This is a genomic window from Chthoniobacterales bacterium, from assembly GCA_039930045.1.
GTDB lineage: Bacteria > Verrucomicrobiota > Verrucomicrobiia > Chthoniobacterales > DASVRZ01 > DASVRZ01.
This window is the reverse complement of the sequence record JBDSQB010000017.1, coordinates 112,745-134,914: the sequence shown is the minus strand read 5'-3', so window position 1 is coordinate 134,914 and position 22,170 is coordinate 112,745. Positions and strand designations below refer to the sequence as shown.

The 22,170-nt window shown below is 58.4% G+C and carries 16 protein-coding genes; 7 read left to right on the top strand and 9 right to left on the bottom strand.

The genetic code is table 11. From position 1 onward, the window contains the following. From ABIT76_13770 to ABIT76_13745, 6 genes are all read left to right on the top strand, one after another. Complete coding sequence (locus ABIT76_13770) at positions 1-1,545, top strand: glycosyltransferase family 39 protein (GenBank protein ID MEO7934217.1); 1,545 nt, start codon at positions 1-3, stop codon at positions 1,543-1,545. Between the two features lie 8 nt (positions 1,546-1,553). After that, positions 1,554-3,020: a glycosyltransferase family 39 protein gene (locus ABIT76_13765; GenBank protein MEO7934216.1), complete on the top strand. Its 1,467-nt coding sequence runs from the start codon at positions 1,554-1,556 to the stop codon at positions 3,018-3,020. Positions 3,021-3,068: 48 nt separating this feature from the next. Next, positions 3,069-4,562 (top strand): TonB-dependent receptor, encoded by a 1,494-nt coding sequence (locus ABIT76_13760; protein ID MEO7934215.1) that lies wholly within the window; start codon positions 3,069-3,071, stop codon positions 4,560-4,562. A 5-nt stretch (positions 4,563-4,567) separates the two neighbouring features. Next, complete coding sequence (gene rnc, locus ABIT76_13755; protein ID MEO7934214.1) at positions 4,568-5,287, top strand: ribonuclease III; 720 nt, start codon at positions 4,568-4,570, stop codon at positions 5,285-5,287. Next, a complete protein-coding gene (gene nagA, locus ABIT76_13750; protein ID MEO7934213.1) occupies positions 5,284-6,456 on the top strand; it encodes an N-acetylglucosamine-6-phosphate deacetylase in 1,173 nt (390 codons plus the stop codon). Before rnc ends, nagA begins: the two co-directional genes overlap by 4 nt. Positions 6,457-6,539: 83 nt before the next feature. Further along, positions 6,540-6,992, top strand: a complete 453-nt coding sequence (locus ABIT76_13745) for a SprT-like domain-containing protein (GenBank protein ID MEO7934212.1) — start codon at positions 6,540-6,542, stop codon at positions 6,990-6,992. On the opposite strand, the gene ABIT76_13740 is transcribed toward ABIT76_13745, so the two are convergent. The 6 genes from ABIT76_13740 to ABIT76_13715 form a co-directional block, all read right to left on the bottom strand. After that, positions 6,993-8,840 (bottom strand): O-antigen ligase family protein, encoded by a 1,848-nt coding sequence (locus tag ABIT76_13740; protein ID MEO7934211.1) that lies wholly within the window; start codon positions 8,838-8,840, stop codon positions 6,993-6,995. 43 nt (positions 8,841-8,883) lie between these two features. Continuing rightward, positions 8,884-10,164, bottom strand: coding sequence for an ATP-binding protein (locus ABIT76_13735; protein ID MEO7934210.1), 1,281 nt, complete (start codon positions 10,162-10,164; stop codon positions 8,884-8,886). Continuing rightward, positions 10,165-11,082, bottom strand: coding sequence for an N-acetylmuramoyl-L-alanine amidase-like domain-containing protein (locus ABIT76_13730; protein ID MEO7934209.1), 918 nt, complete (start codon positions 11,080-11,082; stop codon positions 10,165-10,167). It abuts the gene before it with no gap. A 534-nt stretch (positions 11,083-11,616) separates the two neighbouring features. Beyond that, on the bottom strand, positions 11,617-12,252 hold the full coding sequence (nth, locus tag ABIT76_13725) for an endonuclease III (GenBank protein ID MEO7934208.1): 636 nt from the start codon (positions 12,250-12,252) through the stop codon (positions 11,617-11,619). Positions 12,253-12,430: 178 nt separating this feature from the next. Beyond that, positions 12,431-15,529 carry a tetratricopeptide repeat protein gene (locus tag ABIT76_13720; GenBank protein ID MEO7934207.1) on the bottom strand — a complete coding sequence of 1,033 codons (3,099 nt, stop codon included), beginning with the start codon at positions 15,527-15,529 and terminating at the stop codon, positions 12,431-12,433. Positions 15,530-15,587: 58 nt separating this feature from the next. Continuing rightward, a complete protein-coding gene (locus tag ABIT76_13715; protein ID MEO7934206.1) occupies positions 15,588-16,250 on the bottom strand; it encodes a tetratricopeptide repeat protein in 663 nt (220 codons plus the stop codon). Between the two features lie 94 nt (positions 16,251-16,344). On the opposite strand from ABIT76_13715, the gene ABIT76_13710 reads away from it, so the two are divergent. Next, positions 16,345-18,351 carry a UvrD-helicase domain-containing protein gene (locus ABIT76_13710; protein ID MEO7934205.1) on the top strand — a complete coding sequence of 669 codons (2,007 nt, stop codon included), beginning with the start codon at positions 16,345-16,347 and terminating at the stop codon, positions 18,349-18,351. Between the two features lie 88 nt (positions 18,352-18,439). On the opposite strand, the gene ABIT76_13705 is transcribed toward ABIT76_13710, so the two are convergent. From ABIT76_13705 to ABIT76_13695, 3 genes are all read right to left on the bottom strand, one after another. Next, positions 18,440-18,565: a hypothetical protein gene (locus tag ABIT76_13705; GenBank protein MEO7934204.1), complete on the bottom strand. Its 126-nt coding sequence runs from the start codon at positions 18,563-18,565 to the stop codon at positions 18,440-18,442. A 126-nt stretch (positions 18,566-18,691) separates the two neighbouring features. Continuing rightward, positions 18,692-19,513 (bottom strand): alpha/beta hydrolase, encoded by an 822-nt coding sequence (locus ABIT76_13700; GenBank protein MEO7934203.1) that lies wholly within the window; start codon positions 19,511-19,513, stop codon positions 18,692-18,694. An 894-nt stretch (positions 19,514-20,407) separates the two neighbouring features. Next, on the bottom strand, positions 20,408-22,111 hold the full coding sequence (locus tag ABIT76_13695) for a glycoside hydrolase family 31 protein (protein ID MEO7934202.1): 1,704 nt from the start codon (positions 22,109-22,111) through the stop codon (positions 20,408-20,410). Positions 22,112-22,170: the final 59 nt, after the last annotated feature.

The window sequence follows — 22,170 nt, the reverse complement described above, 5'->3', positions numbered from 1 at the left end:
ATGAGCCAACCCACGGCCGCCACGCTCGAAGTGATCACCGCGGGCCCCATCGCCCTTCCGCCCCAGCGGCGGCTGATGATTTTCTTCATGCTGGCGCTCGCCGCGCTCCTCCACGTCGCCACCTGCGGCTGGGGTCCGATCAACAACGGCAGCGACGGAATGAACGCCGCCATCGCTCGCGAACTCGCCCTCGGCTTACGGCCCGCGCAGATCAGCCAGTTGTGGAATCAGCCCGTCCAGGCCGGCCCGGTGCAATGGATCACGGCGGAAAGTTTCCAGATTTTCAATGTCAACGAACTCGCCGCGCGTCTGCCTTTTGCCATCGCGAATCTGCTGGTCGTCGCGCTGGTTTTCCTCATCGCGGAACGCATCGGTGGCTTCTGGCGCGCGCTTTCATCCGGGATCATCGCAGCGACCATGAGCGGGACGATTCTCCACGGTCGCGATGGCGGAGGCTCGGCTCTCACTGTCCTTTGGCTCACGCTTTCCTTCTACGCTGCGGTCCGAATGCTGGAGCAAAAAAGCCGACCGCAATGGCACCTGCTCTACTGGTGCTCGGCGGGCGGTCTGCTCGCCCTCGGCCAACCGGCGGCTGCCATCCTCAGCATCGCCAGCGTCTGGGCGCCGTTTGCGTTTTTTCGTGAGGCACGCATTCGACTGCGACTCCCGTGGTGGATCACTTGCAACCTACTTTTTCTCGCCGTGCTAATCCTCTTTTTTCACAGTCATTGGATCGTGCTCCCCACGTGGGCTCCGGCGAATGCAGGCCGCGTGTTCTGGATGCTTTTCCCGTGGTCCATCGTCATGCTGCCGCCGTTTTTCTGCCGCATTCGCAAGGTGCTGCGGCTCAAGGAACTCACGCCAGCCGAGTCGGTGCTCTGGTGTTTGTTCGTCCTCGGCACGAGTTGGGTTTTGCTTTTTTCCAAACCCGACGAATGGCCCGCGAGCAGCGCGTGTCTCGGTCCCATCTTCGCCCTGCTCTCCAGCATCATCTGGGAGCGAACCAGCAGCCGCATACGAATGTTAGGAGTCGGGCTGCTCATCGTGCTCGCCATTATGGGTCTCGGCTTTTGCGGACGCATTGCGGGCCGCGAATGGCTCAATCTGCTCCAGCCGATCTGGTGGCTCTCGCTGGGCGTCATCATTGTCTTCTGCATCTCCGCGATGGTCGCGCTTTTCTACCGTCACAGCCGAGCCGCGCTCCTAACTATCGCCGCGTCTACCATTCCACTTGCATTCAACTTGCTGGACGCCAAGGCGCGCTACGACTGGCAGCGCACGATGAAGGATTTCGGGAAAAAAGTAGAGGTGGGTTACATGCCTTCCTCCCGGATTTTTCTGGCGGATCAACTACCCGCCGCCAGCAGCTTTCTCTTCTATGCGCCACATGGTTTGAGCCTTCACACCATCCAGTCGAAGTCGGAAATTGCCGCCTCCCCCAGCAACTATCTCATTGTTAGGAGAAGTGACGCAACAAATTGGCCGAATGCCCGCAAACTAGGCGGCAATGTAACCCACGTTCTGTTCGTGCTCGGCGAACGCTAGCCTCCATCATGAGATTCAAGTTGGAAGCACACCAGAGCCGGCTGGTACTCGCCTTGTTTTTTGTAGTCTCTTTTCTAGCCTACACCTGGGCCAACCACTTTCCCTACTTTTATCATAGTGACGAGGAGAGCAAGGCGCTGCAACTCCTTTACGGCTATCGCAACTATTGGCATCCGATGTTGATGCTTAACGCCACTAGCTTGCTGGGACAACTTACAGGCCAGCTAGACAATGCCCAGTTTATTACCATGGTGGGGCGCACTCTTTCCGCCTTCTTCTCGTCGCTGGGAGTCGTCTGCTTTGTGCAATTTGCCTGGAGAAGAAAAGGGCCGCTGGTGGGAATTCTCACGGGCCTTCTACTGCTAACACTCCCCCTGCTTTTCGAGGTTAGTCATTACTGCAAGGAAGACCCCGCTCTCTTCATGGGACTTGCACTCGGCTTGCTGGCGCTCGACTACTTCCTAACCACACCAGACGTGCGCCACGTAATCTTTCTGGGCATGGCGGCGGGCATCGCCACGTCAGCCAAATATCCAGGCGCACTTCTCATCGTCGCCTTGCTTCCAGTCGTCTTCCATCGGACTCGCAAACTCTCATTTTTATTTCTCCTAACAGTCACTCTCACAGTGCTGGCGATCAACTGGCAATGGCTAACCCATATTCCAGAATTGTTCGCCGGCATCCGACGCGAAAGCGGAATGCTGGCACTCGGTCACGACGGCGTCTCCGGCGAATTTCCGCACTCCGACTACTGGCAGATTCTAGTCTATCAGCACGGCTGGCCCATGCTAATCACCGCCCTGCTCGGATTGGTTTTAACTCAACGCCACGGAGAGTTTTTTTCAGTCGAGTTTGTCCTCGGATTTACTGCCTTGGTCATTTTGGTCTTCATGAGTTACTCACCCAAGATTTCCGATCGCTACGTTCTTCCAATCATGGCGATTACCATCTATCTCGCAGCCTGCGGAGTCGATATTCTCGCCAGGTTCGCCACTCCGAAAAGCCGCCCTTGGGTCACCGCCATACTGATCGCGCTCGTCGGATTTCACCCTGTTTACATGCTAGCCGGCTGGGTCCAGGATTTTCGCGGGGACAGTCGCGCGGATCTCACTGCGTGGGCCGCCTCACACCTTTCTAAAAACGACCGAATAGCCACCAGTCTCTGGACGCGTTTGCCCGGTTTTTACCAAGGCCAGTTTGCCGCAGGCACGCCGCCACCCGACTACGTTGCCGACCTCGGAACGCTCGATGAGTTGCGCAAAATGGGCTACTCCTGGGTCGCTGTCGCCGACGTGGAATGCCGCCGATTCGACAATCCGCTCCAGGCTGGCAGCGCCGCGTCGCAAGCCACCTTTCTCCGCCGGCGCAGCTTCTATCAGGACCTCCAGTCCCAGGCCGATCTGCGCTGGAGCGAGCCGCTCGGAATGGTCTATAACCTGCACCCCGGGCTGCAGCTTTATCAGCTTCGCCGCTAGAAAATTCCTGTTCACGCCGCTTTGTGAATGCCATGCTTAAAGGCATCAATGGACAAGGACCTGCTCACCACCAATCGCAAGGCGCTCCAGGTTAATCTGGATCTGGCAAAATACGGCACACTCGCCGAGATCGGCGCCGGACAGGAAGTCGCCCGCTATTTTTTCCAGGCGGGCGGAGCGGCGGGTACGATCGCCAAATCGATCTCAGCCTACGACATGAAGTTCAGCGACGATATCTACGGAAAATCGGCGCGCTATGTTTCCCGCGAACGGCTCGACATGATGCTGGATCGAGAATACGAACTGCTCGTCGAGCGACTTGGCGAGACGCGTGGTCCGACCACTACTTTTTTCGTCTTTGCCGACACCGTTTCCGCCCGCAACTTCAAAGGGACAAATGAATGCCACGGTTGGATGGGTTTCCGATTTCAGAAGGCCCCTCACGCGGAGCCGAGCGACATCTGCATCCATGTCCGCATGTGGGATCGCGAAAATGTCTTGCAACAACAAGCCCTCGGCATCGCGGGAGTCAACCTAATCTACGGCGGATTTTTTTATCGCGATGAGCCGGAAACTTTCATCAAGTCGCTCATCGACAATCTTTCCACTGAGCGAATCGAAGTGGACATGATTCGGTTCAGCGGCCCGGACTTCACCAGTGTGGACAACCGGCTGATGTCGCTCTTGTTAGTACAGCACGGACTCACCAATGCCGTGCTCTTCGGACCCAACCACGATGTTATCCAGCCATCCGAGTTGCTCTACAAGAAAGCGATCCTAGTCGAACGCGGCAGCTTCCGTCCGGTGACGAATGTTAACATGGACATGCTCGATTGCGCCCTGGCTCAATTCATTCAGGAACCCGCCGTGAAGGACGCAAAGGTGGAAGTCTTGATGGAGATCACGATGCACAATCTCCTGTCGCTCGGATCACTCGATCATCTGGACTTTCTGGCTCGTGTGGACGCCATTTCAGCACTTGGACACAACGTCCTGATTTCCAACTACTCGGAATACTATCGCCTTACTTCCTACTTCCGCCGCTACACCAAGGAAATGATCGGCGTCGCGCTGGGAATTAACAATCTACTGGAAGTCTTTAATGAGAAATACTACGAGTCACTCGAAGGCGGAATTCTCGAATCTTTCGGCCGTCTCTTCCGCAACGCCGTCAAACTTTTTGTCTATCCCATGCGGCAGAGCGCCTACGACTACTACACGCGAATGCAGGGAGAGGAGTTGAAAGATTCACCCGCTTCTAACATCAATCACGCACTCACAAAAACGGTCCTCATCAAGGCGACCAACCTGCAAGTTCCTTCCAATCTTTCCAACCTCTATCTCCATCTGCTGGAGAATGGTTATATCGAAAACATCGTCGGCTACGACACCTCGATTCTCGACGTTTTCTCCCGCGACGTGCTCAAGAAAATCGCCGCGCAAGACGCCACTTGGGAGCAGATGGTGCCGCAGCCCGTCGCCGATCTAATCAAGCAACGCCACTTGTATGGCTATCTCGATGCCGTTCCAGCCGTCACCTAACTAGCATGAACCCCCTGGAAGAGCGCATTGGGTATAAGTTTCGCAACAGCCTGTTGCTGGCTGAGGCGCTGACGCATTCCAGTCTCGGACACGAAACGCGCAAGCGTCATTTCGATAATCAGCGATTGGAGTTTCTTGGCGACGCTGTGCTGCAACTCGTTATCACCCAGCATCTCTACAACCGGTTTCCCGAGTTCACGGAAGGACAACTAACCAAGCTGCGCTCGCGGATTGTTTCGCGCGAAGGCTTGAAGGTTCACGCGCTGCAAATCGGGTTGGGCAACTATCTCATGATGGGCCGTGGCGAAGAATCGAGCGGCGGTCGCGAGCGTGCCTCCATCCTCGCGGACGCCTTCGAGGCTTTGTTAGGAGCCATCTATCTCGACAGCAATTTGGACGAGGTTAGACGCGTCATTCTGGAGATTACCGAAGAGGATCTAGCTCCAGTGTTAGACGAACCGGTCGAGATCAATCCGAAGGGTCAGCTCCAGGAAATTCTTCAAGCCATCTCTCCGCAAAGTCCGAAGTACCGCATCGTCTCGCAGCAAGGACCGGAGCATGAAAAAGCCTTCGTCGCTGAAGTGCATTGGGAAGGAATCTTGATGGGCCGCGGCGCTGGTCTGAGCAAGAAGCTGGCAGAGACCTCCGCCGCATTGGATGCGATGGTAAACAAACGCTGGGCAGCGCCTTGGGAGCATTCCCAAGACGAGGCGGTGCCAACATGATTCTCGCCAATGCTATCCTGGTCCTGCCGGGTCGATTGATTCCGCAGGGCTGGATTTCGTTTACACCCGAGGGAATTATTCTCGATCTGGGCCAGGGAACACCGCCACCGGACCCGATCACGATCGATGTTAGGAGCCATTATCTCGCGCCCGGTTTCATCGACCTGCATGTCCATGGAGCCCAGAATCGCGACACGATGGAGGCGACGCACGAGGCATTTGCGGCCATCGCGGAGTTCCATGCGAGTGGCGGCACTAGCAGTCTGGCGCTGACCACGATTTCGTCGAGTGAAATGGCACTCGTCTGCGTGCTGGAGGCGGCCCGGTCTTTTCCTAACATCCACGCTGGAGCGCAGGTTTTGGGCATTCACATCGAGGGACCTTATTTTTCTCTCAACAAACCCGGCGCTCACGATCCGGCGCTGTTGCATCCGCCGACGGACAGAGACGAGTTGGATCGCATTCTGGCTTTTGGCGATGTCGTCACGCAGATGACGCTGGCGCCCGAACTACCGGGCGCGCTGCCTTTGATGGAGCGGCTTTCGGCGCTGGAAATCATCGTCAGCGGCGGACATTCGGATTGCTGGGCCGAGGAGGCGGAGGCGGCGCGAATTCACGGCATGTCGCAGGTGACGCACACGTTTAATTGCATGTCGTCCCTGCGGAAACGCGGGCCGTTTCGCGAGGCCGGTCTGCTGGAATACGCCCTGTCGGAGCCGGAGATTCTCTGTGAATTGATCGCCGATGGCCGCCATGTGAGTCCCACTTTAATGCGGGCGCTTTACCGCGCGAAAGGCTCCGATGGCATCTGCCTCATCACCGATGCGTGCGCCGGTGCCGGACTGGCGGAGGGCGTCGGCTACCAACTGGGCGAGTTCGAGTGCGTCGTGCGGGGCGGCGTCGGAATGCTCGCCGACGGCAGCGCGATCGCGGGCAGCACCTGCCGCATGATCGACGGCATCCGCAACCTGGTGGAACTCGCCGAAGTGCCGCTGGTGGAGGCGGTGCAAATGGCGACGTTGAACCCGGCGAATGCGCTGCGTCGCGAGCGAAACATCGGCCGTCTGCAAGCCGGTTGCCGGGCTGATTTCGCGATCTTTTCCACGGATTTCAAGATTCGGCAGACATGGGTGGGCGGTCAGATCGTTTTCGAAAACTGGGACGAGTAAGGGCGGAATCACCGCCAGAAGGCGGCCTATTTTCGCATTTGCAAGCGCGGCGGAAGGTGGTCTTTTGTGCTGATTGCTACGCCATGAAGAAACAAGCCAAGCGCAAGGTTGCCGTAGTCTCGCTGCCAGTGCAGCGTCAGCTTTCCCTCGCGCATGAGGGCCGTTTCTTCGATCTTCGCGCCATCTTTAACCGGCTAAATGGCCGTCATTTTCGCCATCGGCTGTCCGGCTATCGCATCGTCTGGGGACGGCGGCGGAGGCTACGTCCGGTCAGCTATTTCGTCTATGGCACGATCCAGGAGGAGGACCGCGTGATCCGGATTCATCCGCTGCTCGACGCGGCGTTTGTGCCGGAATGGTTCCTCGAATACGTCATTTATCACGAAATGCTGCACGCGGTCGTGCCGGATATCGTTTATCCCTCGGGGCGGCGGAAGGTGCACACGGAGGAGTTTCAGCGGAAGGAAAAGAAGTTCCGCCATTACGCGCGTGCCCAGCGCTGGGAGGCGCAAAACCTCGCTCGTTTCCTGCGCTAGTTAGCGTGCGCCGTCGGGCTGGGTCTCGCGCAGAAGCGCATCGCGGCTCTTGCGGTTCAGCTCGCTTTCCTGGGCTTTTTGATAGTACTCGAGCGCCTTTTTATTGTCGCCCTGGATTTGGAAATGGGCGGCGTAATAGGTGTTCAACGCCGCCAGATTCGGGTCTAACTCGCGTGCTTTTTCCAGACTGGCGAACGCTTCTTCGTGACGCCCGAGCATGTCGAGCGACTGGGAGAGTTTCACCCAGACTTTCTCGTCCTGCGGGAAGAGGCGGATGGAATCCATGAAGGCGTTGTGCGCGGCGTCGTTCATGGAGGCGCGGGCGGCCTCGCTCGACCAGGAATTGCCCAGGAGCCGGCGCGATTCGCCGAGATAATAATGCAAGTCGGGGTTGGTTTTCTCCACTTCGAGGCCGAGCTGGGCGGCGCGCATGGCGGCGAGATAACGGTTGTCGCGCAGGGCGACGCGAGCTTTTTCGGAGTACCATTCGCCTCGCAGATGCGGCGCGGCATCGACGGCGATGGCCACCGCGCAGACAGGAATGAGGAGCTTGAAAGGGAGTGCCAGATGCGGGCTCAACTCGACTTTGCGCGACCGGAAGGTGGGCGGATTCGCCAACATGCCGAAGAGCGCGGCGAGCACGAGGGCGTTGCCGGGAATGTGAACGTTAAAATCGACGACCGAATGCGCCAGAATCGCGGCGATGGCGGCGAGCGCGCCGATGTTCAGCGCGAGGGCGTTGCTGCTCATGTCGCCGCCTTCGAGGAGGCGTTTCTTGATGATTTGCCTCAAACCCAGAACGCCGTGCCAGAGGTGACTCCCCAAAAACAGGGCGCAGGCGGCGGCTCCGAGCCAGCCGTATTCGGCCAGGAGATGCAGGTAATCGTTGTGCACCCAGACAGGGTCGGTCTGGACCGACGGAGCGCGAAATGTGCGGCCCAGATAGAAATACGTCCCGGCTCCGGTGCCGGTCGCGGGCTGGGTGCGATACTGGTGGAGCGCGGCCTCCCAGAGTTGCAGGCGCATGTTTTTCGGATCGGAAATGGCGTTGATCCGGTTGGAAAGGAGGATGTCTTTCTTCATCAGGCCGACGCCCGCGAGTCCGGTGAGTAAAATGAAACTCGCCACGGCAGATGCGACGAAAAGCGTCTTTCCCGGACGCGCCAGACGCACGACGAATACGCTCAAAGTCGCCAGCACCACCAGCGCGATGGCCACGCTCAGATAACCGCCCCGGCTGCCGGAAATGGCGAGGCCACCCAGCGCCATGAAGGCGAAATACAGGACCACCATCCGGGTTTTCAACCCGACCCGCGCCCAGCTGCCGATGGCGGCGGCGATCATGATGAGCATTTCCAGCAAGCCTGCGTAATGGTTCGGACAGACGTAGAAGCCGCTCGCCCGCCGCCCGTAATCGGCGCGCAGATAGCCGAACGGGAGGAAGTTTTCTCCCTTGGAAAACTGAATCGCTCCGATGGCGATGTGACCCAGCGCGAGCAGAAAGAGCCCGTAGAAAAGCCAGAGCCGCGTCCTCGGGTCGGTGAGATAAAGCGCGAATGACAGGTAAACCACGACGCACGCCAGGACCATGTAACGATCCGGGCGGGAAATATATTCGACTGGCGAATGATAGGCCCGCCAGAGGATGTAGCTGAAGAAAATGAGCGAGCTACCCAGGCAAACCAGCGACGGCAGCGGGCGGTTTCTGCGGATGAGAACGATGGAAGTCGCCCCGGCGAGGGCGATGATCAGGTAAGCCGGAATGGCGAAGACCGGGCGCATTCCCCCGATGAAAACTTGGATCGCGGCTGTGCCGAGAAAGAGCAGAAACAGAAGAAGGGCATTCACCGCGGCCAACAAACGGTGCCGCAGGCGGATGAGTCAAATGGTTTCAGGTCCGCATCGTCTGGCGCAGCGGCAGGATGACCTCAAAGGTCGCGCCCTCGCCCCGGCGGCTGGCCACCTCCACCGTTCCGCCGTGCGCCTGGACGACGTGTTTGACAATGGAAAGCCCAAGCCCGGTGCCGCCGACCTCGCGCGAGCGGGCCTCATCCACCCGGTAGAAACGCTCGAAAATGTGCGGCTGGTCCTTCGCCGCGATGCCGGGCCCGTGGTCGCGCACGGAAATAGAGACGCCCTGCGGCCCCACTTTGCCGATGACCTCGATGGGAGCGTCGCCGGCGTGGCCGTGTTTGATCGCATTCTCGAGCAGATTAAAAAACACCTGATCGATGCGGCGTGCGTCCACCTCCAGCTCGGGAAAGTCTGCGGGAAAATCCAGCTTCACCTGCAAGTCGCGCGCGGACAGGGCGGGTTCGAGTTGTTCGACGATCTTTTGTAGATTCGACTGTAACTCGACCGGGCGAAATTCCAGCGCCACCCGCTGCGACTCCAGCGCCGAGATCGTGAGCAAATCCTCCACCAGCAAATGCAACCGCTGTGTATGCCGGTGCATGATCCGCAGAAATTTCCGGCCCGACTCCACGTCCTCCAGATCGTCGTCGAGCAGCGTCTCGATGTAGCCGCTGATGATCGAGAGCGGCGTGCGCAATTCGTGAGAGACATTGGCCACGAAATCCTTCCGCATCCCCTCGAGTTCCTTCACCCGCGTGAGATCGTGGAAAACAGCCAGCGCGCCTACGATTTCGCCGCCGCTCCCGGGGATTCCGATGCTGGTGACTTCCAATGTCTTCGCCACGAGGCGTCCATTTTCGCTCACATCCACCACGTATTCGGTGGTCTGCGGCTCGGGCGTGGTGAAGCTCGTTTCGATGGCGCGTTGCAGGACGTGATTCCGAAAAAGCTCGAGCAAAGTGCGGTTCACCGGCGATAAACCGGCGGGTAGCAGCCGGTAAATCGCCCGGTTCGCCAGCCGGATGCGCTTCTGGTTGTCGAGGAGAACGACCCCCTCCCGCATGCTTTCGAGGATCGTCCGCAAGTTCAGCCCCTCGTCTCGTGCGCGTTGTTGCGAAACGTCGTTTTCATCGAGCAGTTCGGCCACGGTTCCGGCGATTTCGCGAATGACTGCCGCTCCCGCGAGGGTCACGCCCCGTTTTTTCCCGAATCGAATGGAACTCAACTCTTCCTGCAACCGGCGCAGGGGCAGGGCGTAGCGCCAGAGGAAAAAAATCCAGCTCGCCCCCAGAGCCAGCGCCAGAAGAAGCGCGGTCATTTAGCGCAGCGGACGGGCGACGAGGATGCCCGTGTCGGTGGTGTAATGCGCGACGTAATCGGAGAGACGCTGATCGACGACGACGCGTCCGTAATTCCTCGGAGCCGAGGCGTGCATGAAGTGGACGACGCCCTTTTCATCGCGCACGGCGAAACCGACATGCGACGTGCCGACGCCGGGACCATCGCGCGCGGTGATGCCGATGATGTCGCCGGTTTGAAGGTATTTTTCGATGCTGGCGATCTTGTTTTTCGGGATGTGATAAAACGGGGTCGAGGCGATGCGGGCCTCGTGCTGGGCGATGCCGGTGCGCAGGTCGGGATTGCAGCAGAGATAGCGGTAATTTTTCCAGCCAACGGTCATTTCGCGGGCCATATTCATCACGCGCACGCCGCCGAGCCGCCGGGTGAGGTCCTCGACGAGTCCGCGTTTGTCGTTATCCCAGAGCCAATCCTCCAAATAATGCAGGCGCGAAAGGTAGGTGCCGTCGCACTGGCCGCCGCGATAACGATCCAACTCGATGTAGTGCAGCATCCGCTCGGGAGTCCAATTCGGACGCGGCTCGGCGATCATCCGGGCAAAGGCGAGTGACGCCTCAAAAAATGTCCAGCAGTCGAGCCCGTTCAGATTCACCGACGGAGCCTCGATGTGGTCGTCGATCTCCAGGGTAAATCCCTTGTAAGGCGTGCCGACGAGGGCGTGCCCGACAGTGGCGGCGCGGAGTCCGATGGGAAGCGAGTTCCAATGCTCCGCGTCGGCTCGGGCGACGAGCCGGTCGAAAGTTTTTTGCCCCTGAAAGACGGTGCTGAAGGGCAGGGAGGCTGCCGACAGCGCACTCTGGAGCACGCAAAAGAGGCCGAGGAGCAGGAGGCGAAATGTCACGCCGCAAACCATGCCTGCATTCGACGTGAGACGCAAAAAATAGCTGAAAAAAGTTCCCCTGAGGGCCGGGAACGGGCTTTTTGGCCATCCAAAAGCGTCTGCGCTAGTGAATGGCAATCATTTCGGAGACCCGGAAATGTTCCCGACAGGCTATCGCGATCATTTTAGGCACCGAAAAATCTCTTCAACAGGCTATCGCAGTGCTTTCCGGGAGCTGGAAAAAGTTTCGACAGACTGTCGCAGTCGTTTGGGGAGCCGCCAGAAGGCTAGATACACTATCGCGGGCGATTTTTGGAGGAGTGAAATGGAGTTGCTCTGGCTCCCAAACTCTCGGTCGAGAATGCCATTCTCTCGTTCCCAAACAGGAGTTTGGGAACGAGACCGAATAGACCCGTAGGGTCGGTATCTCTAATCAGTCGAGTAGCAGTCGAATCAGGTCCGTAGCACCGGCATCTGGCGGCACGGAATCCGGTGTCGCACCTACGGCGCTCATAATGACTCGCATGTCTTCTATAGATATCAGGCTCCTACGGAGCCAGCGGCCTCCACGGAGTTTAGAATGCGCTCCATTCAGATTTTCCCGGCGCCGGGGCAGAGGTCGGCTAGTTCGCAGAGGGTGCATTTTGGGTTGCGGGCGGTGCAGATGCGGCGTCCGTGGGCGATGAGCCAATGGGGGAAAAGGGTCCATTTTCCCCGAGGAATGAGGCGAATGAGGTCGCTCTCGATCTTTTCGGCGTCCTTTTTCGTGGTCAGTCGCAGCCGGGTGCTGAGCCGGGTGACGTGCGTATCGACGACGATGCCTTCCTCGAGTCCGAACGCGTTGCCGAGGACGACGTTGGCGGTTTTGCGTCCGACTCCGGCGAGGGTGACGAGTTCGCCCAAGGTCCGGGGAACGTCGCCGCCGAATTTTTCCACGATGTCGCGCGCGGCGAGGCGGATGTTTTTGGCTTTGTTGCGAAAGAAGCCGGTGGATTGGACGAGGGATTCGAGTTCCAATGGATTCGCGGCGGCGTAATCGGCGGCGGTGGGGTAGGCGGCGAAGAGGGCGGGCGTGATTTTATTCACCTGCACGTCGGTGCATTGCGCGGAAAGGATGGTGGCGACGAGGAGCTGGAGCGGGTCGGCGAAAACGAGTTCGCAATGGGCGTCGGGGTAGAGTCGCGGGAGGCGCTCGACGAGCAGCGCGGCGCGTTCAGGGCGGGTCATTGGGATGTTGAATTGGGGCGCACTTTCTTGAAGAGGCTTCGCCTGGGTGAGGGGAATGTCTTCGGCGGGACGCCAAAGACTGCACGCGGGACGCGTGCGCTCTCGGAACTGCAGCGCTTGTCCTGAACGTTGAAGCTGGGAGAAAGGCGGCTCTCAACTACAGGCTCTCAACCGCAGACTACTTCCCTTTGGCTTGCGCGGCGAAGGGGCTGTCGGGGTATTTGGTCTGGAGGTCTCCGTAGTATTTCTTGGCCTTGGCGGCGGAGTCGGCTTTGGTTTTCGGGTCTTTGGCGGCGGCGGCCTTGGCCTCCAGGGCTTGCGCGCCGAGGAAGAGGCCCTCTGCGGCGACGGTCGGGACGCCGCCGTAGAAGTAGTCGGTCTTGATGAAGAAATCGATGGCCGAGTCGAGGTCGCCAGCGTCGCGGCGGATCTTACCGCCGAGCACCATGGCTTTGGCGCGCAGGTCGTTGGCGGCGGTCTGCGCCTTGACGATGCCTTGAACGAGCGCCATGGCGTCGTCGAATTTCTTCTGGTTGTAGAGGCCGATGGCGATGCCGAGGTCGGCCTCAAAGATTTTCGTGGACCACGGATAGAGCGCCTTGAGTTGGGCAAAATTCTTCGCGGCTCCGGCGGAGTCACCCTTGGCTTGCAAGACCTGGCCCTGGCCAAACATCGCGGTGGCCTGCGCCTCTTGGACGGCGAGCGGGGCCTGCTTCGGATCGGTGCCGGGGAGATTCGGGTAATCAGTGGCGAGCTTGGTATAAATGGCGGCGGCCTCGTCGATTTTCTTCTGGCCGAGGAGGGCGGTGCCGTAGAGATCGAGGTCGCCCGCGGCATAGACGAGCGTGGGGTCGTAGGCGGTGGTCATCTGGGCGAGGGCTTTGGCCGGGTCACGCTCGTAAATGAAGGAGGCAAGGGTGAAAAGAATCTTGCTCTTGGTCTTCGGGGCGGCATCGAACTTGGCCGCGAACTGGGTGAAATACGACTCGATGTCGTCGTTTTTCTTGAGGTTGGCGGAGACGAATTCTTTCTGCGCGGTGAGAATGGCGCGGGAGGCGTTGGCGACCTCGGCGCTCTCGGGATATTTCACGATCACGCGCTCGGCGTCGCCGATGCTTTTCTCGAGGGACTCCTTCCAGATGGCGCGGTCGGCCTCGGTCAGCCCTGCGTAACGCCCAAGGGTGGTGGCGATGCCAGCCCACTGGCCGCTGGTCTGCATGAGGACGGTGGGAACGAGCGGGCTGTCGATATTTTTGTCGATGAACTCGTAGTAAATGTTGATCGCGTCCTGGATTTTGCCTTCCGTGATGCGGTTCTGAGCGAGGTTGGCGTAGGCGTTGAAGAGCTTGTTGTCCTTCGGATACGCGTCGATGAATTCACGCATCGCAGCATCCATCGCGGGCACGTCGTTCTTTTCCTTGGCGATGTCGAACCGCTGGAAAAAGGTGAAAGTCGCCGCGTCGGATTTCGGAAACTTCGTCACCAGAGTCTTGAAAGTCTGGATCGCCGTGTCCACGGCACCCGAGCCGCGCTGGGCCTGGCCGTAGGTGAAATAAGCATTCGGAGTCAGATTCGCATCATCGGGATAAACGGCCACAAACGTCGCGAGCGCCTTCATCGCCTCGGGATATTTCTGCTGCTGCACGAGGATGAAGCCGCGCCAGAAGCTGGCCTCTTTGACGAGTGGCAACTGATCGGCAAAGTCCTTCTGGATCTTCGCGTAAAGCTGGTCGGCCTCGGCGAGTTTGCCCGTGTTGCGGTAAACCTCGGCGAGCCCCGACGTGGCGCGGGCGGCCTGCGATTTCTCCGGGTTGGAGGCGAGGAACGTCTGGTAAGTCTTGATCGCCTCGTCGAAACGCTGCATCTGCGAGAGCGCGCGGGCCTGCTCGGACAGCGCGACCGCCGTGGCCTCGCTCTTCGGATAAAGCTGCGACTGCTGCTGGAAATATTCCAGTGCCTTCACCGGGTTCGGCGGAGTTCCGGGGGAGCCGGCGGTGAACATCGCGCCCATCGCGAGAGGGAGATTTTCCGCCATCGGATCGCCCTTGTATTGGCTCTGGAATTGATCGTAACCCGCGATGGCCTTGGCGGTGTTGCCCTGGAGCGCGTAGGTCATTGTCTTGAAATAAAGGACGGTCTTTTTATCTGTGTCGCTGGTGACGAACGGCTCGAGGTAACTCAGCAAGACACGAGTTTCATCGTAACGCGGCTGGGTGGGCGTGCTGAGCTGGTAGAAAATCTGCGCCATCTTCAGGTGCGAGGCCACGCGCTGGCTGCCCTTGTTTTTCAGGGTCTCCAGCTTGCCGGTTTCGCGACCGATGAGGCTCTGCAATTTCTGGACGGCCTTGATGTTTTTCGTGGCGAGAACGGCCGTCGTGCGGCCTTTCAACGCGTCGATTTTTCCCTGCTGCTCGCGGGCCACCACGTCGCTCGCCTCGACAGCGCGATAGGCGGAAAGGGCGTCCTGGAGGTGCTTCGCGTGGTCCGGTCCGGTGGTGAAGACGGCCCGGTTAAAGAGCACTTCGCCGAGCTGGAATTGCGCGTCGCTGATCAGCGGCAGATCGGTGCGCTTGGCAATGATGTCCTGGAGAAACTTCTGCGCTTCGTCGTAAAGCGGGAAGGCCGTGGCGGTCGCCGTGCGATCTTTATTGAGGGTGAGGTTCGCCTTCGTCGCGAGCATCAGCGCGAGCAGATACTGGCTGTCCTGAATGGATTCGCTCTGGGCAAACTCGGCCAGATTCTTCCGCAGATTGTCGATCGCTGGATCGTATTGCTGGGTCTGGTAATAACAAAGCGCGAGGGTGTAACGGTTGCTCTCGACGAGGTCGCTCTTCGGATATTTGGCGAGGAAATCGGTGTAGGCCTTGATCGCATCGTTGAAGAGAGTGGTGCGCTGGGCGTCGCCCTCGGGCAGCGAGGAGGCTTTTCCCGAGAGAGCCTGTGGGAGCAAACCCGAGGCGAGTTCGATAATTTCCGGGGTCGCTGGTGGAGCGAGAAGCTTTTTGTATTCGGCCAGCGCCTCGTCGAACTTGTTGATCGCCATGTCGCTGTAAGCCAGCTTCAACTGCGCGTCCGGGATCACGGTGGAAGTCGGGTAGTCCTTGACGAATTTCCCGAACTTGGCAGCAGCGTCGGGGTAATTGCCCTCGTTCAGCGCCTGGTTCGCCGCCGCCAGATCAGCGGCCTGGTCTTGCGCTCGGAGAGTAGTGGCCGTGGCCGCGGTAAAGAGAAGCGCTCCGAGCAACGCGAGCCTGGGGGAAAGGGAGGATGATTTCATGCGTTGGCGAGCATACAGAGGCGGCGACTCTGATTCCACTGTAAAAACCGCCGCGCGGTTATTTCTGAATCAAGTTTTGCTCCACCAGCACATCGCGCAGGCTGGCGGAAGCTTCCGGTGGGAAAAAAGTCTCACTCTGCTTGAGCCAGTCCTGGCCTTTGGCCTTGTCGCCGGCGGCAAACTCGATCGCGGCATTTGCAAAATAATAAGCCGCCGTCTGCCCGGGGTTCGGCAGTTTCTTCGCGCGCAGCCGGGCCTCGTCGAATTTCTTTTCCAAGGCGAGAACGATCACTATGCGATACTGACAGATCTCGTCGCCGGGCCGCGCCTCCAGAATGCGCTCAAACCCGGCCAGCGCCTCGTCGTATTTCTTCTGCGCGAGCAGAACCTCGGCGGTGTTGAAGTAGCCCGGATACGAATTCGGGTCGCGGTCGATCAGGGCGCGAAACGCCGCGAGCGCCTCGTCGTATTTGTGCTCCTTGTAGAGCAGCGCGCCGAGCAAATTGAGCGTCGCCGCCTGGTCGGGGAGCAACGCCTCCGCCGCGTCCACATGCTGGCGGGTGGCGGTGAAATCTTTTTTGTCGAACGCCGCCGCCGCCTTGTGAATCTCGATGTCGAACATCCGTTGCTTCTTCGGATCGGGACCGGCCTCTGGTTTAGCCTGCAACCCGACCATGGGAATGAGCAGCGCGACGAGGAAGAGAAGAATGCAACGGATCACAGTCGCTACGATGACAGACCTCCCCGCGTTCCTCAACTTTTCCTCCTCGCAAACTTGCCAGCCAGCGCATTGCCACTCACCTTCGCCCCCGCACATGAGCCGTTTCCGCCTTTTCGACCTCAACCCCGCCCAGCTCGAGGCCGCCACCTCCATAGAGGGACCGCTCCTCATTCTCGCCGGGGCCGGGACCGGAAAAACGCGCGTCATCACCGCCCGCATCGCCGTCTTGATGTCCAAGGGCGTGCCCAATTCGCAGATCCTCGCCGTCACCTTCACCAACAAGGCCGCCAACGAAATGAAGGAGCGCATCAAAGGCATGGTCGATGACGCCAAGGGCCTGAACATCTCCACGTTTCACTCGCTTTGCCTACGCATCCTCCGCGTTTCCATCGAGAAACTTGGCTACAAAAACACCTTCTCCATCTACAGCGAGGGCGACCAGCTCGGGCTCATCAAAAAAATCATCAACCGCACCGCCGCCAGCGATGAAAACATGGACCCCGGCGCGGCCAAGGCCCTCATCAGCAAGGCCAAAAACAACGGCTGGCGTCCACCTGAGGACGACGAAACCCTCATCGGTGCCATCTACCGCCAGTATCAGCAGGACTTGAAACACCTCAACGCCGTCGATTTCGACGACCTCCTCATGCTCGCCGTCCAGCTCCTGCGCGAGCACGACGACGTGCGCGACCTCTGGAGCGGGAAATTTCGCTACCTCATGGTCGATGAATTTCAGGACACGAATCGACTGCAACTCGACTTGGTCTCCCTCCTCGCCGGCAGCCCGCCCAACGTCTGCGTGGTCGGCGACGACGACCAATCCATCTACGGCTGGCGCGGCGCCGAAGTGAGCAACATCCTCGAGTTTGAGCACCATTTCCCCAATCCCCACGTCGTCAAGCTCGAGCAAAACTACCGCTCCACCAACGCCATCCTCAACACGGCCAACAGCCTCATCAAAAACAACCCGCGCCGCCGCCCCAAATCCCTCTGGAGCGACAACGGCCCCGGCGACAAAGTCCGCCTCATCCAGATGCCCGACGACCGCGTTGAAAGCCAGTTCGTCGTCGAGGAAATCCAGCGCATCCAGATGGAAACCCTCGCGCCTTGGGAGGAATTCGCCGTCCTCTACCGCATGAACGCCCAATCGCGTTTGCTCGAGGAAAACTTCCGCCGGCTCAAGATTCCCTACCGACTCATCGGCGGCAAAAGCTTCTATGACCGCCGCGAAGTGAAGGACATTCTCGCCTATCTCAGCGCGATCATGAACCCGAGCGACGACGTTTCCCTCCTCCGCATCGTCAACACCCCCGCGCGCGGCATCAGCTCCGCCACCACCGCCCGCGCCCTTGAGCAAAGCATCGCCGACAGGTGCAACATCTTCGAAACCCTCCGCAGCGACGCCTTTCTCGCCACCTTTTCCCAGAAAACCGCCGGAGCCATCCGCAGTTTCGCCTCGCTGCTAGATCGGTATGAAACTCGCATCCTCGAGCCCCGCGCCGACTACGCCAGCATCGTCAAAGCCCTCATCGAGGAGACCGGCTACCTCGACGACCTCAAACGCTCTTGCAAAACTCCCGCCGAACTCCTCCAGCGCGAAAGCTCCGTCCACGAACTCCTCAACGCCCTCGGCGAATACCAAAACCGCTCCTCCGACAACAACGGCCTGCAAGGTTTCCTCGACGAACTCACCCTCGACCAAAAGCGCGAGGAAGAGGACCAGGACGACAACCAAAAAGGCGTCACCCTCATCACCCTGCACGCCGCGAAGGGGCTCGAGTTTGGCCACGTCCACCTCGTCGGCCTCGAGGACGGCATCATCCCCCACTCGCGCTCGAAACTCGAAGGCACCCTCGACGAAGAACGCCGCCTGCTCTACGTCGGCATCACCCGCGCGCGGAAAACGCTCACCATCACCCACTGCGCGAACCGCTTAAAATACGGCAGCGCCAGCAGTTGCACCCCCAGCGAATTCATCAAAGAACTCGCCCCCGACGACCTGGAAGTCACCAACTACCACACGCTCATGACGAAACCCGTCACCGAGGAAGCCGCCAAACTCAGCTTCGCCCGGATGAAAGAAATGATCCGCGGCAGCTAGACCACGTCTCGCATTTCATCCGCACTCTGTAGCGGCGGTCTGTGACCGCCGAATCGTCACCCTATCCGCAGACTCCACCTGCGGCAGATCACTTCCCCTGCCCGCCCACCGTCTCGTATTTGCGGACGTAATCGATCAGCACATTCGCATACGGCTGAAGCGTCTCGACCTTGTAGCTCAGATCGCTCGTGCCCATTGGGGCCGCCAACATCATCAATACCTCAAAGTCGATCCGAACTGGACATAGCTTGACATGCTTTGTGTTCGATAAGTTGCCCAAATGATTTGACTAAGAGGCAACTGCAAGGAGGCTTCTGGAGGACAGAAGAGTCCTGAATGGCTACAATAACTCTGTGTATAATTTGTGATTTTTCAGCCATGAAAGCAACTTCGCCGGCCACTCCTTGATTAAAGGCAATCGAAAGTTGAATGCCATGTGTCCGCCTTGATCGTACGGCTCGAAACGAATCGGCACCCCAGCCTGCTTGAATGCCCTCGCAATTTCCTCCGCAAAAGAGAAGGGCGCTGTAGAGTCATCGCGTGCGTGGGCGATGAAAGCGGGAGGCATGGCTGGTTTTATTTTGAAATCCTCAATGCGCTGGTTGAAAGGCCAAGGTGCGAACAAACCTATAAAATCAGGCCGGGAGCTTTGTTTCTCTACTGGATTGGTGCTGGCGGGATCACCCTTATCGCTGTCGCAAGCGAGATTCAGGGCTAGGTTTGCGCCAGCCGAGAACCCGATGATGCCAATGCAGTCACGATTAACATGCCACTCGGCGGCACGGCTACGAACCGTTCGCACAGCGCACTTCGCGTCCGCGAGCGCGTCGCGAAGAACATTCGTGGAGGGAGGTGCCAGCCGATACCTGAGCGAAAAAATCGCGATGCCTTTCTGCAGGAATGCATCGGCTGCCGCGCGCCCTAACGGTCCTGATGCGAGATGAATATACGCGCCGCCGGAAAAGATGATAATGGCCGTGCCGCTCGCGTGCTCAGCTTTCGGCAGGTAGGCAGTGAGAGTTGGTATGCTAACATTGGAAACCCGGCCACTCGGCTCTACCATTTCTTCGCCGGGATTGGCTGCTACACCGGGCGCTGGACCTTCCCACAACCGCATTTCCATTCCAGCGTGGGGAGTTTCAGAAAGAATTGCGGCGTTCATCTCAAAGTGGGAAAGGTGCAGATGAAGTAGATTACAATTCGCGTCCCAGACATCCCGTTTTTATAGCAGGAGCTGAAGTCAGACAACGATGTCCTCGAACCTGCGATACCTGAGTTGGGGGTTTGACTCCGTTCTTTGATTTGGCAGGTTCTTCACAAATGAGACTCGCCCTGCTGAAAGCGGAACACGACTACGGTGGAAGGAGCCAATCACTACTCATTGAAGGTTGGACGGGATGATAATCCCCATCTTTTGCAGGTCTCGCAAGGAATATATTGTTTTACTTTAGTCGCTATCTAGCCAGTACAGCATCGCTCTAAGCGGACGCCATCTGCTAGGCAGCTTTGCGGATGACCTCCACCTCGCAGATCAGAGGTTGGAGTTTTCATAAAGAGCGCCGCAGATGGCTCCCGTGTTTCCGTGGTGAACCCAAGAGCAGCGGGTAAGATTTCGCAAGCGGATACATCCTCCGGCAGAGCTTCTCCGGCGATCTGGACTCGCATCGGATCGTCGATAAAGTTGGCGGCGGCTTCGTATCGATCCGGTGCCGCTAGTAAGGAAAATAAGAGATTGCCGCCTGCGGCCTGCGGCGAACTTCCATTGAGCCAGGGCGTTGACGTTGGCATCGTTCATCAGGGTGGCGGGATGCCGAATCGCCCTTGATGGAGCGAACTAGGGGAAAGTGATGTCAGGCAGGTAGGTTGGATGGAGTCAGCAGGGTTCCAGATTGGGAGTCGAGAGGGTCGCCACGAACAAAGCCAATGCGTAGCACGGCTTCCTCTGACGGCAGGAAGGAAGCCAGAGTCCAGCAAAGCGTCTGGAGTAGTCGTGGGAAAGCGAGCCAATTCGACCGGCAGCGATTCTCCGTTCCAACCCCAAAAATCGAGTCATGAATTATCCTGTCACACTGATGTCTCGATTTAGTCCGCTCGAATAAGTAGCGCTCTTTGTTGAAGAGAGGATGCCTCCCTTTTTGATGCCGTCGAGGGCAGTCCGAATCTTCTGAAGAAGATCTTTTCTTTCTGCGCGCACGAAAATTGGAATTCCTGGGCAAGGAGCGGGGTATTGCAGCAAGTGTTTCTCCTGAATCAACTCCCCGGTCCATGCATCGCGCCAATTGCCCGATGGCAGAAAAATATCTCTCGCCACTTGATATTCTTCGAGAACCGGCGCCACCAAAAGATCGTTTCCTAGCAGAAACTCATCGTCGATAGAATAAAAGTCGGCCTCGTCAGGGTTATCATACCACAATGGCCGTAGAAGTGGTGCACTACGATTGAACGCCTGCTCCACAAGATAATCTTCCAAGCTTTTATGAAGCAGCGCATATTGCCTGGCTATGCTGGATGTGGTTTCAGCGTAATTCCATGGGTAATAGGAGAATTGCATCAGTGGCATCAGCGCGGAAGCCTCGACCCATCGAACAAAGAGTTCATCGCTCGGGAGGGGCGTGTTCGCGTCCATCGTTTGCACCCTTCCGGGAATCATATCCGGAATAAGCGTGTCATAACCCAACAGAGCAAGGTGAAGGCCGAGGTTCACCATAGCCTTGAGGCCGTTGTCGACTCCCCAATGCGAATCCTTGCCTCCTTCTCTCCACAGAATGTTCCGGCCCTGCGAGAGCCAAGCCGTTCGGCTTTCACATTTGCCGGGAGCGACCTCTTCATAAAGCGACAGATACAGGTCGACATAACCAGACGGCCCCACATTTCGATGCCAGGCTGTTATCGACGGCTCCGGCATGTACTTCGCATCTCCACCGTCGATCTTGAATCCATCAACTCCTATCTCGTCCATCAGCCGCAGAAGCCGGGTTCGATACCATTCCTTCGCTTCCGGATTCGTGATATCGACGATTCCAGCCGTGCCTCCCCACCATTTCAATAGAGCCGGACCCGAGCCATCGTACCTTGGGGCGAGCCATCCTCGCTCCGCCAGTTCGCGATATGACGCTGCCTCTTGATTGACGAATGGCGTCGTCCACAGCAAAACGCTGAACCCCATTTCGTGCAGTTCGCGCACCATTCCGGCAGGATCTGGAAAATCATCAGAAAACGTTAATTCGCCAAAAACCGATTCCCATCGGTCGTCGATGGTAAGCATCGAACATGGAAAGCCATGTTGCCTGATTGCCTTGGCCATTTCCAGAACCCGCCCCTGCAAGACAGCCCGTGGGTGCTGTGTCCAGGTGCAAAAAATGGAGTCGCCGAACATCCGTGCTTCCGGGCACGGAGGCGGCCAATGGAGATGCTTCATCAACTGGCCATGCGCTTCTGGAAGGCTCTTTCCTTGAAAAACGCGGACCGTTACCGCCGTCTCAGAACACATAATCCGCAGCCAGCCATCACCCTGTTCGTTGCATCGCACCTCAAGGCTCTCCGTCGTGTCGATCAGAAATGCATAACCCTCTGAGCACATCCAAATGGGACTCTGGATGTTGTTCACCGCGAAACGCGTGTTAACGATTGCCTCCGCATTCAATGGATAAGGCTGTCTATGCGAAAAGCCATGTCCATACCAACAGCCGCCAGAGGCCAGGTTAAATCGAATCCAGCTTCCTCGAGGCACCGAAATCTCACTGGTCATCAAGAGATTCACAGTCTCGTTTTCGATCGCACAAACGAGCCGACAGACAAGACGGTCCCGAGAGTAATTCA

What these genes read in the sequence shown, in the direction of transcription:
- ABIT76_13765 (MEO7934216.1), top strand. Translation starts at nt 1,554, where the DNA reads ATGAGATTCAAGTTGGAAGCACACCAGAGCCGGCTGGTACTCGCCTTG.
- nth (MEO7934208.1), bottom strand. Translation starts at nt 12,252, where the DNA reads ATGACCCGCCCTGAACGCGCCGCGCTGCTCGTCGAGCGCCTCCCGCGA.
- ABIT76_13770 (MEO7934217.1), top strand. Translation starts at nt 1, where the DNA reads ATGAGCCAACCCACGGCCGCCACGCTCGAAGTGATCACCGCGGGCCCC.
- ABIT76_13700 (MEO7934203.1), bottom strand. Translation starts at nt 19,513, where the DNA reads ATGAACGCCGCAATTCTTTCTGAAACTCCCCACGCTGGAATGGAAATG.
- ABIT76_13705 (MEO7934204.1), bottom strand. Translation starts at nt 18,565, where the DNA reads ATGATGTTGGCGGCCCCAATGGGCACGAGCGATCTGAGCTACAAGGTC.
- rnc (MEO7934214.1), top strand. Translation starts at nt 4,568, where the DNA reads ATGAACCCCCTGGAAGAGCGCATTGGGTATAAGTTTCGCAACAGCCTG.
- ABIT76_13735 (MEO7934210.1), bottom strand. Translation starts at nt 10,164, where the DNA reads ATGACCGCGCTTCTTCTGGCGCTGGCTCTGGGGGCGAGCTGGATTTTT.
- nagA (MEO7934213.1), top strand. Translation starts at nt 5,284, where the DNA reads ATGATTCTCGCCAATGCTATCCTGGTCCTGCCGGGTCGATTGATTCCG.
- ABIT76_13710 (MEO7934205.1), top strand. Translation starts at nt 16,345, where the DNA reads ATGAGCCGTTTCCGCCTTTTCGACCTCAACCCCGCCCAGCTCGAGGCC.
- ABIT76_13720 (MEO7934207.1), bottom strand. Translation starts at nt 15,529, where the DNA reads ATGAAATCATCCTCCCTTTCCCCCAGGCTCGCGTTGCTCGGAGCGCTT.
- ABIT76_13760 (MEO7934215.1), top strand. Translation starts at nt 3,069, where the DNA reads ATGGACAAGGACCTGCTCACCACCAATCGCAAGGCGCTCCAGGTTAAT.
- ABIT76_13745 (MEO7934212.1), top strand. Translation starts at nt 6,540, where the DNA reads ATGAAGAAACAAGCCAAGCGCAAGGTTGCCGTAGTCTCGCTGCCAGTG.